At 64.5% G+C, this 15,501-nt stretch carries 8 protein-coding genes; 6 read left to right on the top strand and 2 right to left on the bottom strand.

What is annotated here, in order from left to right; translation table 11 throughout:
- The first annotated feature begins 81 nt into the window (after positions 1–81).
- The 4 genes from ACE3TQ_RS00170 (at position 82) to udk (ending at position 7,237) form a co-directional block, all read left to right on the top strand.
- Positions 82–4,239, top strand: coding sequence for a YhdP family protein (locus tag ACE3TQ_RS00170; protein WP_374579865.1), 4,158 nt, complete (start codon positions 82–84; stop codon positions 4,237–4,239).
- The gene (locus tag ACE3TQ_RS00165) at positions 4,236–5,045 is read left to right on the top strand and encodes a carbon-nitrogen hydrolase family protein (RefSeq protein WP_374579864.1); all 810 of its coding nucleotides are present in this window, start codon (positions 4,236–4,238) and stop codon (positions 5,043–5,045) included. The genes ACE3TQ_RS00170 and ACE3TQ_RS00165 overlap by 4 nt, the downstream gene beginning before the upstream one ends.
- A gap of 37 nt (positions 5,046–5,082) precedes the next feature.
- Positions 5,083–6,543: a metalloprotease TldD gene (gene tldD / locus ACE3TQ_RS00160; RefSeq protein ID WP_374579863.1), complete on the top strand. Its 1,461-nt coding sequence runs from the start codon at positions 5,083–5,085 to the stop codon at positions 6,541–6,543.
- A gap of 61 nt (positions 6,544–6,604) precedes the next feature.
- Positions 6,605–7,237 (top strand): uridine kinase, encoded by a 633-nt coding sequence (udk, locus tag ACE3TQ_RS00155; RefSeq protein ID WP_374579862.1) that lies wholly within the window; start codon positions 6,605–6,607, stop codon positions 7,235–7,237.
- 58 nt (positions 7,238–7,295) lie between these two features.
- On the opposite strand, the gene ACE3TQ_RS00150 is transcribed toward udk, so the two are convergent.
- The gene (locus ACE3TQ_RS00150; RefSeq protein WP_374579861.1) at positions 7,296–9,929 is read right to left on the bottom strand and encodes a TonB-dependent receptor; all 2,634 of its coding nucleotides are present in this window, start codon (positions 9,927–9,929) and stop codon (positions 7,296–7,298) included.
- Positions 9,930–10,215: 286 nt separating this feature from the next.
- Here ACE3TQ_RS00150 and ACE3TQ_RS00145 point away from each other — a divergent pair, with 286 nt between their 5' ends.
- Together ACE3TQ_RS00145 and aroG are read left to right on the top strand one after the other, a co-directional pair.
- Positions 10,216–11,049 carry a choice-of-anchor L domain-containing protein gene (locus ACE3TQ_RS00145; RefSeq protein WP_374579860.1) on the top strand — a complete coding sequence of 278 codons (834 nt, stop codon included), beginning with the start codon at positions 10,216–10,218 and terminating at the stop codon, positions 11,047–11,049.
- 238 nt (positions 11,050–11,287) lie between these two features.
- Positions 11,288–12,346, top strand: a complete 1,059-nt coding sequence (gene aroG, locus ACE3TQ_RS00140) for a 3-deoxy-7-phosphoheptulonate synthase AroG (RefSeq protein WP_374579859.1) — start codon at positions 11,288–11,290, stop codon at positions 12,344–12,346.
- Positions 12,347–12,474: 128 nt separating this feature from the next.
- Here aroG and ACE3TQ_RS00135 read toward each other — a convergent pair whose 3' ends face one another.
- Positions 12,475–15,252 (bottom strand): TonB-dependent receptor, encoded by a 2,778-nt coding sequence (locus ACE3TQ_RS00135; RefSeq protein ID WP_374579858.1) that lies wholly within the window; start codon positions 15,250–15,252, stop codon positions 12,475–12,477.
- Between the last annotated feature and the right edge of the window lie 249 nt (positions 15,253–15,501).

Below are 15,501 nucleotides of genomic sequence, written 5' to 3'. Positions count from 1 at the left end.
AAAAACGCTGCAAAACTGTTCCTATTGGAACATAGTTTAGAGGGACGGTGCGGTAAAATGCTGTATTGATAAGGGCCTGGCTTGAGCGTATTGAAGGACAACCTGGTGGAGCAAATTGAGGCAGTCGAGGCCCCGCTGAAACAGCGCTGGCATCGGCTGCGGGCCGCCTATCGCTTCTGGAACCTGGCCACCCACCATGTGCTGGGCTTCACCCTCAAGCTGGCGCTGCTGCTGTATTTCGCCTTCACCATCCTGTTCCTGGCCCTGCGCTGGGTCGTGCTGCCGAACATTGACCACTACAAGCCCGATATCGAGCGCCTGGCGAGCCAGGCGGTGGGCAAGCAGGTCAGCGTGGCGCGCATTTACGCTTCCTGGAAGGGCCTGCGCCCGCAGCTGATCCTGGGCGATGTGGTGATGCGCGACGCCCAGGGCCAGCAAGCCTTGCACCTGCCGAGCGTGTCGGCCACGCTGTCGTGGTGGAGCGTGCCGGCGGCCGGCCTGCGTTTCGAATCGCTGGAGTTCCACCGGCCCAACGTCGAGCTGCGGCGCGAAGCTGATGGCAAGCTGTACGCGGCCGGCATGTATATCGACCTGGAGCGCAAGGGCGACGGCCGCAGCGCCGACTGGCTGCTGTCGCAGCGCGAGGTGGTGGTGCGCGAAGGGCGCATCACCTGGACCGACCTGCAGCGCGGCAGCCCGCCGCTGCAGCTGGACAATGTCAGCGCCCTGATGCTGAACAAATGGCGGCGCCACCAGTTCGCCTTCCACGCCACGCCGCCGGCAGCCATGGCGGCGCCGCTCGACGTGCGCGCCGATTTCAGCCACCAGCCGTTTGCCCGCGTGTCGGAAGTGAAGCTGTGGAAGGGCGAGCTGTACGCCGAACTGCGGCGCGCCGACCTGGCGGCCTGGAAGCCCTACCTGCCTGGCGCGCTCGAGGTCAAGTCGGCCAGCGGCGGCGTGCGCGCCTGGCTCACGCTCGACCAGGCGCGGCCGACCGCCTTCACGGCCGATGTCGCGCTGGACAATGTGGTGGCGACCCTGGGCCACGATTTGCCGCAGCTCGATGTGGCGGCCCTGCGCGGACGCGTGTCCGCCAGCGAAGACCGCGCCGCCACCCTGGTGAACCGGCCCGGTACGCAGCCAGCGATGACGCGCGCGCTGGAACTGAAGGATTTTTCGCTGCGCACGCGCGACGGCGTCGAGCTGGCGCCGACCACCGCCTCGGCGCGCCACGTGGTGGCCGCCAGCGTCGCCACCTGGACCGAGGTGAAGGCTGCTTCGCTCGACCTGAATATCCTGTCCGAACTGGCGACCCGGCTGCCGCTGCCGCAGGCGCAGCGCGACCTGCTGGCTGAGGCGGCGCCACGCGGGCGCGTACGCAACCTGGTGGCCGAATGGCGCGGCCCGCTGTCGGCGGCCAAGGATTACAAGCTGCGCGCCGACCTTGATGCGCTGGGCATGCAGCCGCTGGCGGCGCGTCCGGCAGTGGCGCGTTCGGCCAAGGCGCTGCCGATGCCGGCCCTGCCCAACCTGCCGGGTTTCGATAAGCTGAGCGGCCATGTGGAAGCGGGCGAGCAGGGCGGCAGCGTGACGCTCGACGCGCCCGGCTTCACCCTGGCCATGCCGGCCTGGTTCGACGATGCGCCGCTGGCGTTCGAGCAGCTGGCGCTGAAAGGCAGCTGGTCGCTGGCCGACCCGAAACAGCTGGCGCTCAAGCTGGAGCAGCTGGACCTGCTGCAGGACGGCATGCGGCTCAAGCTGGTCGGCAGCCACGTACTGCCGCGCGGCCCGGGCGCCAAGGGGCCCGGCACATCGGATTTTGCCGGCAGCATCGACAATTTCACCATCAACCGCATCGGCCGCTACCTGCCCCGGCAAACCCCCGAGCACACCCGCCACTGGCTGGTGGGCGCGCTGGAAGACGGCAAACTGCATGACACCACGCTGCGCCTGCGCGGCGACCTGTCGCACTTCCCGTTCCAGGACGGCACGCCGGACAAGGCGCGCGGCGAGTTCCGCATTGCCGGCCGCATCGTCGATGGCCGCCTGAACTACGAGCCGGGCCATTTCGCCAAGGATGGCAAGAGCCCGGTCTGGCCGCTGGCGGAAAAGATCCGCGGCAGCATCGCCTTCGACCGTGCCAGCATGGTGATCAAGGCCGATACGGCGCGCACCGGCGGCCTGGCCTTGAGCAATGTGAAGGCGGTGATCGCCGACCTGTACCACCACGATAGCGTGCTCGAAATCGACGGCACGGCGGGCGGCCCGATGCAGGATTTCCTCAAGTACGTGCTGGCCAGCCCGGTGATCGACTGGATCGGCCACTTTACCGACGAGACCACGGCGACCGGCAATGCGCGGCTGGGGCTGAAACTGAACTTGCCGCTGGCGCGCCTGGTCGAGTCGAAAGTGCAGGGGACACTGCAGTTGCAGGGCAATGACGTGGTGCTGTGGCACGACATGCCGACCGTGGCGGGCGCCACCGGCAAGATCGAATTCAATGAGAAGGGCGTCAACCTGAACAACCTGGGCGGCACCTTGCTGGGCGGCCCGCTGTCGGTCAGCGGCGGCAGCCAGAAGGATGGCAGCATCCAGGTGCGCCTCGGCGGCAGCGCCAGCGTGGACGGCTTGCGCAAGCAATACCCGTCGGCCGCCATGCAGCGCCTGGCCAACCACCTGGGCGGCAGCGCCAGGTTCAGCGGCCTGATCACCGCGCGCGACCACAAGTACGAAGTGGCGATCGATTCCAGCCTGCAGGGCGCCAGTTTCGACTTCCCGGCGCCGCTGAAGAAGGCGGCGGCCGACAGCATGCCGCTGCACTTCCAGCTGAACGGTGGCGCCGCCAATGAGCAGGGTGTGGCGCGCGACGATATCCGCATCACGCTGGGCCAGTCGTATGCCGCGCGCTACCAGCGCCAACGCGTCAACAAGGGGCCGTGGAAGCTGCAAAGCGGCGGCATCGGCGTCAACCTGCCGGCGCCGGAGCCGGACAGCGGCCTGATGATCAACGCCAGCCTGAAGTCGCTCAATGTCGACCACTGGATCGAGCTGGCCAGTGAAATCGCCGGCAACGAGCCGCGCGCCGCCGCGCCGGCCGGCACGGCAGCTGCCGAAGGCGCCGACGTGTCGCAGTACGTGGTGCCGGAAACCATGGCGGCCCGCGCCAGCGAGCTGATTGTGGGCGAGCGCAAGCTGGACAATGTAGTGGTCGGCACCACCCACAGCAAAGGCGTGTGGCAGGCCAGCATCGATTCGCAGCAGGCCGTCGGCTATGTGACGTGGAGCGAGTCGCCGACCGGCAAGGGCGTGGGCAAGGTGACGGCGCGCCTGTCCTCGCTGACCATTCCCGAATCGCAGGCGGCCGAAGTGAAGGATTTGCTGGAAAGCTCGACCACCTCGCCCACCATCCCGGCGCTGGATATCGAAGTGGAGCGCCTGGAGTGGTTCAACCGTCCGCTCGGCCAGCTCGAGCTGCAGGCGTATAACGCGCTGGTGACCTCGGCGCGCGAATGGCGCATCAGCAAGCTGTCGCTGGCCAATGCCGATGGCGAAGTGCACGGCACCGGCCGCTGGCAGACCAGGGACGGCCAGCACAACACGGCGCTCAACTTCAATATGGACATCCATAACGCCGGCAAGCTGCTGGAGCGCTTCGGCTTTGCCGATACGCTGCGCAACGGCAAAGGCAAGCTGAGCGGCGATATCAACTGGAAGGGCATGCCGTATGCGCTCGATATCCCGAGCCTGTCCGGCACGCTGGCGCTGAACGTGGAGAAGGGCCAGTTCCTGAAGCAGGACCCGGGCGCGGCCAAGCTGCTCGGCGTGCTGAGCCTGCAAGCGCTGCCGCGCCTGCTCAAGCTGGAGTTCACCGACGTGTTCTCGGAAGGCTTGCAGTTTGACGGCATTACCGCCAACGCCACCATTAACCGCGGCATCGTCAAGACCGACAACCTGAAAATGCACGGCGTGCAGGCCACGGTGCTGATGGACGGCACGGCCGACATCGCCAACGAATCGACCAACCTGCGCGTGGTGGTGATCCCGCAGGTCAACCTGGGCACGGCGCCGCTGGTGTATGCGCTGGCGGTGAACCCGGTGATTGGCCTGGGCAGCTACCTGGCGCAGCTGTTCCTGAGCGCGCCGATGATGAAGGCGCTGACCTACCAGATGCAGGTGACCGGGCCATGGAAGGCGCCGGTCATCACCAAGATTGAAACACCGAAGGAGCCGACCCCATGACCCATCCAGCCAGTAAGGTAGCCGCGATCCAGATGGTTTCCACCCCGGTGGTGGAAGAGAACATTGCCACCGCCCGCCGCCTGGTCGGCCAAGCCGCCGCCGGCGGTGCGCAGCTGGTGCTGCTGCCGGAATACTGGGCCATCATGGGCATGAGCGACAGCGACAAGGTCGCCAGGGCCGAGGCGCTGGGCCGCGGACCGATCCAGGAATTCATGGCGTCCATGGCGCGCGAACACGGCATCTGGCTGCTGGGCGGCACCTTGCCGCTGGCGTCGGACGATCCCGAGCGTGTGATCAATACCACACTGGTTTATGATCCGCAGGGCAAGCATGTTGGCCGTTACGACAAGATCCACCTGTTCGGTTTCAGCAAGGGCACCGAGTCCTACGACGAAGCGCGCACCATCGTGCCGGGCAAGACCGTTGGCACCGTGGAAACGGCGGTGGGCAAGATCGGCATGTCGGTCTGCTACGACCTGCGCTTCCCCGAGCTGTACCGCGCCATGGGCCCGCTCGACCTGATCGTGGTGCCGGCCGCCTTTACCTACACCACCGGCAAGGCGCACTGGGAAATCCTGCTGCGCGCGCGCGCCATCGAAAACCAGTGCTACGTGCTGGCGGCGGCCCAGGGGGGCAGCCACGTCAACGGCCGCCGCACCTGGGGCCATTCCATGCTGATCGACCCGTGGGGCGAGGTCAAGGCGGTGCTGGCGGAAGGCGAGGGCGTCGTGGCGGGCGAGCTGGACCCGCAGTTCATGCACGGCGTGCGTGAAAGCCTGCCTGCGCTGAAGCACCGAATCCTCTAAAATCCGGCTAAGTACAATCCAAAAGAATTTTTCTAATATGAAACCATTCGACCCTAACCTGTCTGCCATGGCCGCAGCGAAAGACATCCTGCTGACGCCATTCGGCCTGGACGAAAGCAAGCTGCTGAAAGCACTGGGCAGCATGTTCACCCATAAGGTCGACTATGCCGACCTGTATTTCCAGTTCACCAAGAACGAGGGCTGGAGCCTGGAAGAGGGTATCGTGAAAACCGGTTCCTTCTCGATCGACCAGGGCGTCGGCGTGCGCGCCGTGTCGGGCGACAAGACCGCCTTCTCCTATTCCGATGAAATTTCCGAAACCGCGCTGCTGGACGCGGCGGCGGCCACGCGCACCATTGCGCGCGCCGGCGCCGGCAAGGTCAAGGTGGCGGGCAAGATGACGCCGGTCGGCGGCCGTTCGCTGTACATGCCGAACGACCCGCTGGTGTCGCTCGACGCGGCGTCCAAGGTCAAGCTGCTGGAGCGCGTGGAAAAGCTGGCGCGCGCCAAGGACCCGCGCGTGGTGCAGGTGATGGCCGGCCTGGCCGGCGAATACGATGTGGTGCTGGTGGTGCGCAGCGACGGCGTGCTGGCGGCCGACATCCGCCCGCTGGTGCGCGTGTCCGTGACCGTGATCGTGGAGCAGAACGGGCGGCGCGAAGTCGGTTCCTCCGGCGGCGGCGGGCGTTACGACTACGGCTACTTTACCGATGCGCTGCTCGACCAGTACGCCACCGACGCGGTCAAGTCGGCGCTGGTGAACCTGGATTCGCGCCCGGCGCCGGCCGGCCCGATGACCGTGGTGCTGGGCCCTGGCTGGCCGGGCATCCTGCTGCACGAGGCGATCGGCCACGGCCTGGAGGGCGATTTCAACCGCAAGGGCTCGTCCACCTTCTCCGGCCGCATCGGCGAGCGCGTGGCGGCCAAGGGCGTCACCGTGGTCGACGACGGCACCCTGGCCAACCGCCGCGGTTCGCTGAATATCGACGACGAGGGCAACCCGACCCAGTGCACCACCCTGATCGAGGACGGCATCCTGAAGGGCTATATCCAGGACACCATGAATGCGCGCCTGATGAAGATGAACGTGACCGGCAATGCGCGCCGCGAATCGTTCGCCCACCTGCCGATGCCGCGCATGACCAACACCTATATGCTGGGCGGCGACAAGGACCCGGGCGAGATCCTGGCGTCGGTCAAGAACGGCATCTACGCGGTGAACTTCGGCGGCGGCCAGGTCGACATCACCAACGGCAAGTTCGTGTTCTCGGCGTCCGAGGCATACATGATCGAAGACGGCAAGGTGACCTATCCGGTGAAGGGCGCAACCCTGATCGGCAACGGGCCGGATGTGATGAACCGCATCACCATGATCGGCAACGACATGAAGCTGGACCCGGGCGTGGGCGTGTGCGGCAAGGAGGGCCAGAGCGTGCCGGTCGGCGTCGGCCAGCCGACCCTGCGCCTGGACGGCGTGACAGTCGGCGGGACCGCTTAAGCGGGTGCAGTGCCAAGACCGGGTAAAATACCCGGTTTTTTTTGCCTGGGACGGACATCACATGAACAATTCGAGCAATAAACCTTTCGTGATTGGGGTCGCAGGCGGCAGCGGCAGCGGCAAATCCACCGTCACCCGCGAGGTGCTGAAGTCCTTCGGCTCGGAGGTGGTGTCCGTGGTGTTGCAGGACGATTACTACCTGGACCAGACCCATATGGCGCCCGAGGACCGGCGCAAGGTCAACTACGACCACCCGGACGCATTCGACTGGCCGCTGATGGTGGAGCACGTGCAGAAGCTGCGCGCGGGCGAGTCGATCGAGATGCCGGTGTACGATTTTGCGCAGGATAACCGCACCACCGAAACCATTACCGTCAAGCCGGCGCCGGTGATCGTGATCGAGGGCTTGTTCGCCCTGTACGATGCGGACCTGCGCAAGCAGATGTCCCTGAAGATCTTCGTCGATACGGCGGCCGACGTGCGCTTTATCCGCCGCCTGCAGCGCGATATCGCGGAGCGCGGGCGCAGCACGGAGAGCGTGATCAACCAGTACATGGAAACGGTGCGGCCGATGTACAAGCAGTTCATCGAACCGACCAAGCGCCATGCGCACGTGATCCTGCCGCATGGGGCGAACGGGCCGGCGGTGGACATCATCACCACCAAGGTTGCCAGCCTGATCAAGGGAGAGTAAGGAACGGGAAGGCGGAAGGCCAGGGCCCGACCCTGGGGCCAGGCCCTGGTTTCCTGCTTTAGAAGGTGTAGGCTGCGCGGAAGTACAGGGCGCGGCCGATCGGGTCCGAATAGCGCGGGTCGTAGCCCTTCTGGAACACCGTGCCCTGGTTGGTGAATGGCGGGTCCTTGTCGAACAGGTTCTTCACGCCGCCGGTCAGGGTCAGGCCCTTCCAGCCGCTGTAGGTGGCCGACAGGTTCCACAGCTGGTAAGAATCCACCTCGTTGAAGTACTGCGCCGCCACCAGGTTCTGGTCGGTGTAGCCGGTCTTATAGTTCTGCGACAGGGTCGCGCCCCAGTCGCCGTGGCGCCAGGTCAGCGCCGCGTTGTGGCGCCAGCGCATGATCGGCCCGTTGTCGCCATAGGTCGCCACGTTCTGGGTGTACGCGCCATCGCGCTCGTTCTGGTACTCGTAGTTGTGGACCCAGGTGCCATCCAGCGTGAAGGTGAAGCTGCCGAAGTCGGTGCGTCCGCTGCTTACCGTTGCGCTCAGGTCGATGCCGTCGGTGCGCACGCGGCCCAGGTTTTCGTTCAGGTCCAGGATGGCGAACGGCGAGCCGTCCGGATTGCGCAGGAAGCGGTCCTTGTACTTCGGATAGTTGCCGTAGATGGTCTGCTCCGGCAGCGCGCCGATCTTGTCCTTCACCTTGATATTCCAGTAGTCGAGCGCCAGGGTCACGTTGCGCATCGGCTCGAACACCGCGCCAAAGGAAAAGGTCTTCGACTTCTCCGGCGTCAGGTTCGGGTTGCCGCCCTGGAGCTTGAACTGCTGCAGGTCGCAATCGCGCAGCGGGTTGGCGCCAGGCTGCGGCACGCCGTTCGGGCACAGGATCGGGTCGTTATAGGAATTGCTGGTGTCGTTCTTCGACTGCGGCGCGTTTTTCTCGAACAGGGTTGGCGCGCGGAAGCCGGTGGAGGCCGAGGCGCGCAGCACCACCTGCGCGGTGGGCTGGTAGCGCACGCCCAGTTTCGGGTTGGTGGTGCTGCCGGCGTCGCTGTAATGGTCGTAGCGCACGGCGGCCTGCACATCGAGGTCCTTGATGAAGGGCAGGCTCAATTCGCCATACAGCGCCTTCACATTGCGCGAACCGGATTTGGACAGGGACCCCGACAGGCCGGAGCTGGCGGCCTGGCCCGCGATGTCGCGGTTCACATTGAAGTCGGCATCCTCCTTGCGGAATTCCGCCCCCAGCGCCACTGCCATGGCGCCGCCGGCCAGCGGCATCAGGTCGCGCGACGCCTTGGCGTCGACCGTGGTGGCCTTGTTCTTGGCGTCCTGCACCTTGCCGCGCAGGGCCACGCTTTGCAGGTACTGGCGCCCCGCTTCATTCTGCAGGCCGAAAGGGTTCAGGATGCCGTTGCGCACGCCGGCCGCGAAGCCGGCATCCTGCACATAGCCGCCGGTGAAGTCCTCTTCCGACTTGCTGACCGAGTGGTTCAGGCCCGCCTTGTAGTCCCAGCCTGCCGCCAGGCCTTCCAGGGTAGCGACCAGGCGGTCGCCTTCACCGCGCGAGTTGATGCGGCGCTGGCCCGCTTCCAGCGGCCGCCAGTTGACGAACAGCGGCTGGCCGGACAGGCCGGGCTGGGCCGGCACGCCGCCGGCATTGCCGGGGTAATAGGGGCTGCTGGCCGGCAGCACCAGGTCGGTCTGCGGCGGCGGCGCGGTGCGCGATACGACCTTGTTGCGCGAGTGCAGGTATTCGAGGCTGGCGCTGGTGTCGGCATTGAGCTTGATGGTGGCCTTGCCGAACGCGACCAGGCGGTCCTGTTCGGGCAGGTTGTCGATCAGGCGCGTGTAGTCCTGGCGGCAGGTGCCGTTGGATGCCCGCGGCACGGAGAAGGGCGGGTTGCAGCCGGCGGCAAAGCCGGGATTGCCTTGCTTCTCGGTGCCGGGATCGAAGTAGTTGCCGGGGAAGGTGGTGCCGGAGGTCAGCTCCAGCCCGCGCGCCGGGATCACGCCGGTGGCGGAGAAGTCGCGCTGCTGCGATGTCAGCACGTCCTGCTTCTGCCAGTCCAGCACGCCCATGACGTTCCAGCCGTCGCGCTCCAGGTCGCCATAGCCGGTCACCACGTTGGCGCGGCGCTCCTTGCCGCCGCTCTCGCGCGGCAGCATGCCTTCCAGCGTCAGCGTGGTGCTGGTCACCGAGCGGCGCGTGATGAAGTTGATGACGCCGCCGATCGCATCGGTGCCGTAGATGGCGGAGGCGCCGTCGCGCAGCACCTCGACCCGTTCCAGCGCCGCCACCGGGATCACGTTCAGGTCGACGCTGGCGCCGTCGTAGGGATGGTTGGCGATGCGGCGTCCGTTCAGCAGCACCAGGGTCTTGTCGCCGCCCAGGCCACGCAAGTCGGCCACCGCCTGGCCGCCGGTCGGCAGGCCGCTCAGGTTGCCGCCCACCACATTGCCGGCGCCGACGCTGGCCTGGTTGGCGGGAATGCGCTCCAGCACTTCCTGCGCCGTGGTCAGGCCCTGCTTGGCGAATTCTTCGGCTTTGAAAACGGACAGGGGCTGGGACGTTTCAGAGACCAGCCGCTTGATGGAAGAACCCGTGATTTCGACACGGATCATTTTTTCTTCAGGAGCCTGCTGTTGCTGCGCCAGGGCGGGCAGGGCGGCCAAGGCGCCCAGTGCTGCCAGGATGGAACGGGTCATCAATCTCTCCTCGGTAGTTAGGCCAGGGCCGATGTAAGCACCGTTGTTGCCGGACTTGCAACGGCTGAAGCGATTCTATTTGAGCGGCATCAACGCACGATTGAAAATGCGCGGGGCCGGGCGCGGTTTGTTGCGTGGAAGCATCTACATGCAACATGCAAGTTAGTGTCGGAAACTTGTACACTTGCCACTGTTGGCCGTGAGGTAACATTAATTAAAACAGTTACTTATCAGACTGGCATGTATTTTGCTCCCTCCCCGGGAATTTAAATCCGAAGGGAAATACATGAAGCCGTTCAACCTGATCGCCAGCCTCACCTTGTCCTTTGGCGCGCTGCTCGCCGCCACCCCGGCGCACGCAATTGTCGCCAGCCTGAATACCGATGCCAATGCGCTGGCCAGCGCCGCCGCCGCCGGCTCGACCGGTTTCACCATCAACAGCGTCACGCTGAGCGGGCACGACCGCTCGACCGGCACCTTCACCAATGCCAGCGGCACCTATGGCATCGGCGGCGGCATCATCCTGTCGACCGGTGATGTGCGCGATTACGCTGACGGCCCCAACAACGTCACCGGTAAATCGACCTCCTTTGGTGTGGCAGGCACTGCTGCGCAGCAAGCGACCCTGTCGCAGATTGGCGGCAATTCCAGCTACTTCGACGTGACGGAACTGACCATCAACTTCACCACCACCACCGGCAGCGTGTTCTTCAATACCGTGTTTGGTTCGGAGGAGTTCCCGGAATACGTGGGCGAGTTTGTGGATGCCTTCGGCCTGCTGATCGATGGCGTGAACATCGCCTTCGTCGGCGGCAAGCCGGTGAATATCGACCACCCGTCGATGGCGGCGATTGCCGGCACCGAGCTGGATGGCGTCCTGTGCCCAGCCGGCAGCAACGGCTGCTCGCCAGCCCAGACCTTCTCGCTGTCGGGCCTGGACACCAGCGTGGCGCACACCCTGACCTTCATCATCGGCGACCGCGGCGACTCGGCGCTGGACACCACGGTGTATATCAGCGCCCTGGGCGGCACCAAGCCGGTCGAGGTCCCGCTGCCGGGCACGCTGGCGCTGTTCGGCCTGGGCCTGCTGGGCCTGGCCGGCGCCCGCCGCCGCGCCTAACGCCTCGCTTGCATTAGGTGGTAACTGTTGCTATAGTGGATCGAAATCATTGGAACTCGACAATGCACCTGCACTTCTTTACCGGCTTTTTTTACTTTAGCAATTCCAACCCAAAGGCGGTGGAGTAGCGGCCGGTTCACGTAGCAGCAAAAACGAGATCCCAGCAGATACCAAAGAAACCGCCAGAAATGGCGGTTTTTTTTTACATAAACGTTTTCAAGTCCCAGGAGAAACCATCATGCAACGTACCGACGACCTGCGCATTCGTGAAATGAAGGAGCTGACGCCACCGTCGCACCTGATCCGCGAATTTCCCTGCACCGAGGCGGCCTCCAAGACCGCTTCCGAAGCGCGCGTCGCCCTGCATCGCATCCTGCACGGCCAGGACGACCGCCTGATGGTGGTGGTTGGCCCGTGCTCGATCCATGACCCGAAGGCGGCGATGGAATATGCGCGCCGCCTGGCGCCGCTGCGCGAGCGCCTGAAGGGGGACCTGGAAATCGTCATGCGCGTCTACTTCGAAAAGCCGCGCACCACCGTGGGCTGGAAGGGCATGATCAACGACCCGTACATGGACAACAGCTTCCGCATCAACGACGGCCTGCGCATGGCGCGCGAGCTGCTGCGCGACATCAACGAACTGGGCCTGCCAGCCGGCACCGAGTTCCTGGACGTGATCAGCCCGCAATACATCGCCGACCTGATCGCCTGGGGCGCGATCGGCGCCCGCACCACCGAATCGCAGGTGCACCGCGAACTGGCCTCGGGCCTGTCGTGCCCGGTCGGCTTCAAGAACGGCACCGACGGCAACACCAAGATTGCAGTGGAGGCGATCAAGGCCGCCTCGCAGCCGCACCACTTCCTGTCGGTCACCAAGGGCGGCCACTCGGCAATCGTATCGACCAATGGCAATGAAGACTGTCACATCATCCTGCGCGGCGGCAAAACGCCGAACTACGACGCCGCCAGTGTGGAAGAAGCGTGCAAGGCGATTGCCGGCTACGGCCTGGCAGCGCGCCTGATGATCGACGCCTCGCACGCCAACTCCTCCAAGAAGCCGGAAAACCAGGTGCCGGTGTGCGCCGACATCGCCGGCCAGGTCGCCAGCGGCGACACCCGCATCGTCGGCGTGATGGTGGAATCGCACCTGGTGGCTGGCCGCCAGGACCTGGTGCCGGGCAAGGAACTGACCTACGGCCAGTCGATCACCGACGGCTGCATCGACTGGGACACCAGCGTGCAGGTACTGGAGAACCTGGCCGCCGCCGTGCGCCAGCGCCGCCTGCGCGGCGACTGAAAAAAAATGGGGACGTACCCCATTTAAGCGATTCATTTAAATGGGGTACGTCCCCATTTTTTCGCACAATAAAAAACCCCGCCGGAGCGATCCGGCGGGGTTTTATGTTTCAAGTTCCCGGGGGGGGATTACTTGAAGGTGTAGTTAGCCGACACGTACACGAAGCGGCCGCGTGGGTCGTACTGGGTCACGTCGTAGCCGTTCTGGAACTGGTTCGACACAGGAACGAAGATCGCTGGTTCCTTGTTGAACAGGTTACGCACGCCGGCGTTGATGACCAGGGAGCGCCATGCTTTCCAGTTCACGTTCAGGTCGTACAGGGCGGACGATGGGATGAAGGTGCGGTTGCCTTCAATGTCATTGCCTGCTTCGTAACGCTTGGTGAAGTTCTGGGTGAAGGTCACAGCCCATGGACCCTGGGTCCAGGTGGTGGACAGGGCATGCTTCCAGCGCAGCACCACGCCGCCGTCGTCAGCACCCAGCACTGGGGCGCCGTCGGCGTCAACCAGCTTGCCGACTTTCTTCGACAGCGCGCCGCCTGGGCTGGTCTGGTCGTACTGGTCCATGTAGGTACCGTTCAGAGCGATGTCGAAGCGGCCTACCGAGGTGTTCAGGCGATACTGGGCGAACACGTCCAGACCCTTCACGTCAGCGCTGCCGGTGTTGTTCAGCGTGGTGATGATGCGGTCGATGTCGTTGCCGTCCAGGGTGACCAGGTTCTTGTACGCTGGGTCGCCAGCGCGGAAGCGGGACACCACTTCCTGGGCCGATGGGGTGGCCAGGATGTCGGTGACCTTGACGTGGAACCAGTCGAAGCCAACGGTCAGGTTGTTGATCGGCGACAGTACCAGGCCGATCGACTTCTGGCGCGACTCTTCCGGACGCAGGCCTGGGTTACCGCCGGACAGGGCGTTAACCTGCAGGTCGGTCTGGCCGGTCGCTGGATCGTCGAAGGCGGCCGAGGTGCCGGTGGTCTGTGGCTGCCACAGGTCGGTCAGGGTTGGAGCGCGGAAGCCCGAACCGGCCGATGCACGCACCAGGACCGACTTCACAGGCTGCCAACGCACGTTGGCCTTGTAGTTGGTGCTGTTGCCGACGTCATTGTAGTCGTCGAAGCGCACTGCGGCGCCAACGTCCAGGGTCTTCAGGATTGGGAAGTTGGCTTCACCGAAGACCGACTTGATCTTGCGCGAACGGTCGACTGGAGGTACGGAACCGCCCAGGCCGGCGATGTCACCGGATTCCAGTGCAGCGCTTGGGGTGGTCTTGTACTTCTCGTCGCGGAACTGCGCGCCGACCGCGTACTGGCCGGTGATGCCGGCCAGGGTCGGCAGGTCGCCGGCGATCTTGCCGTCGAACAGGGTGGACTCGGACTTGGCGTTCAGGGTGTCGCCGGTGTACTTGGCTTCCTGCAGCTTGGTCGCCAGGGCGCCGGTCTGCACCGCGCCTGCCGCCCATGGGTTCCAGTTGTTGGCCGGGTCGTTGATGATCTTGGCGTACTTCACTTGCGAGAAGTAACCGTCAGGCACCGAACCGTTCAGCTTGGAGACGTTCTTGGTCAGGGCTACTTCGTAGTCCTGGCCCATGACGGTGCCCTTGGCGCCAACCACGAAGCGCGACTGCTTGGCTTTGTCCAGGCTGGTACGTGGGCCGAAGTCGAACACGCGGCTGGTGATCGCCAGCGGCTGGCCGATCAGTGCCGCAGCGGCGCCGCCCAGGCTTTGCAGGTAAGGCACAGCGATCGACTGGTACACTGGGTTGCTTGGGAACAGCAGCAGGGAAGGCTGTACGCCTTGCTTCTGGAACTCAGCGTCGGTTTCCAGGAAGGAACGGCGCAGTGGCGAACCCTGGAAGCGCTGGGTCACGGTGCTTTCCGAGTACAGCGCATCGGCGAACAGCTGGTGGTCGTCGTTCAGCTTGAGGGTGAAGTTACCGGTCAGGTTCTTCAGTTCACGCTTAGGGATCAGGCCGACGAACGGTGCGCTGTCGAACGTGCAGTATGGCGCGTTCTTGGTGCTGTTGGTCGGGTTCTTGAACATATTGATGTCGGCGCACTTGCCGGCTGCGGCCAGCGGGTTGCCGTAGCCGGTGCCTGGGCTGTTACCGAAGCCAGGGATACGCTCGTTCGGGTAAGGCTTGGACAGGTCGATACCGCCTTCGATGTTGCCGTGGCCGGTGGCGCCGTTGACGAAGTATGGTGGGCGCACGCCGTTCTTGGCGAAATCGCGCTCGGAGCCGTACAGGGCTTTTTCGTTTTCGACGGAAGCCGAGATCACAGCCGAGTAGTTCTTCTCAGCCAGGTTGCCGAAACCGGCGGTGATGGTGAACTTGTTGTTCTGGCCGCCACCGTCTTCGGTTGGGGTGCCATAGCCTGCGCCGACTTCGATGCCTTCGAAGCTCTTGCTCAGGATGAAGTTGACCACGCCTGCCACGGCGTCGGAGCCGTACACGCCGGAGGCGCCGTCTTTCAGCACTTCCACGCGCTCGATAGCGGCCAGCGGGATCACGTTGACGTTGACGGCTGCACCGCCGCCGCCAGCGAAGGCAGCCAGGCGGCGGCCGTTGACCAGCACCAGGGTACGCTCATCGCCCAGGCCGCGCAGGGAGATCGACGACAGGCCGTAGGTGGAGCTACCGGCGCCGGTAGCGTTGTTGGTGCCGCCAGCGGACGACAGGGCCGACACGCTGTTCAGCAGTTCCTGGGTGCTGGTTGCGCCGGTGCGGGTGATTTCAGCTTTGCTCAGCACTTGAACCGGCAGGGCGGTCTCAGAGTCCACACGCTTCAGCGAGGAACCGGTGATTTCCACTCGTTGGATTTCCTGCGCGCTTGCCATGGTCATGCCGAGCGCCAGGCCACCAGCGCAGATCACACGGACCGAGCGCGACAGGATGGTTTCCTTCAACATATCTTTGTTACTCCCAAGAATTACACTACAGTTTAAGGCCCGGTACGGGACCGTCATTTTTATGTGGCCGAAAATGGTTCATTTGTGATGTCCGACTTTCGTCCGCGTTCATCAAATCACTCGCGAACAAAGTGTGTCAACCGTAAATCGCTGCCAAATGGTCCAGACAACTTTCCTTTCCCGCGTACGCGCGTGCGAAAGCAATCGCGGAAATATCCGGGTTATGCGCGAAGATGGGCGAAGTAAATG

Source organism: Pseudoduganella sp. (genome assembly GCF_041914865.1).
Classification (GTDB): Bacteria; Pseudomonadota; Gammaproteobacteria; order Burkholderiales; family Burkholderiaceae_D; genus Rugamonas.
This window is presented reverse-complemented; position numbering and strand designations above follow the sequence as displayed.

Excerpts from the sequence above, each read along its gene's own strand:
- udk (WP_374579862.1), top strand. The coding sequence starts at position 6,605 with ATGAACAATTCGAGCAATAAACCTTTCGTGATTGGGGTCGCAGGCGGC.
- ACE3TQ_RS00165 (WP_374579864.1), top strand. The coding sequence starts at position 4,236 with ATGACCCATCCAGCCAGTAAGGTAGCCGCGATCCAGATGGTTTCCACC.
- ACE3TQ_RS00150 (WP_374579861.1), bottom strand. The coding sequence starts at position 9,929 with ATGACCCGTTCCATCCTGGCAGCACTGGGCGCCTTGGCCGCCCTGCCC.
- ACE3TQ_RS00145 (WP_374579860.1), top strand. The coding sequence starts at position 10,216 with ATGAAGCCGTTCAACCTGATCGCCAGCCTCACCTTGTCCTTTGGCGCG.
- aroG (WP_374579859.1), top strand. The coding sequence starts at position 11,288 with ATGCAACGTACCGACGACCTGCGCATTCGTGAAATGAAGGAGCTGACG.
- ACE3TQ_RS00135 (WP_374579858.1), bottom strand. The coding sequence starts at position 15,252 with ATGTTGAAGGAAACCATCCTGTCGCGCTCGGTCCGTGTGATCTGCGCT.
- tldD (WP_374579863.1), top strand. The coding sequence starts at position 5,083 with ATGAAACCATTCGACCCTAACCTGTCTGCCATGGCCGCAGCGAAAGAC.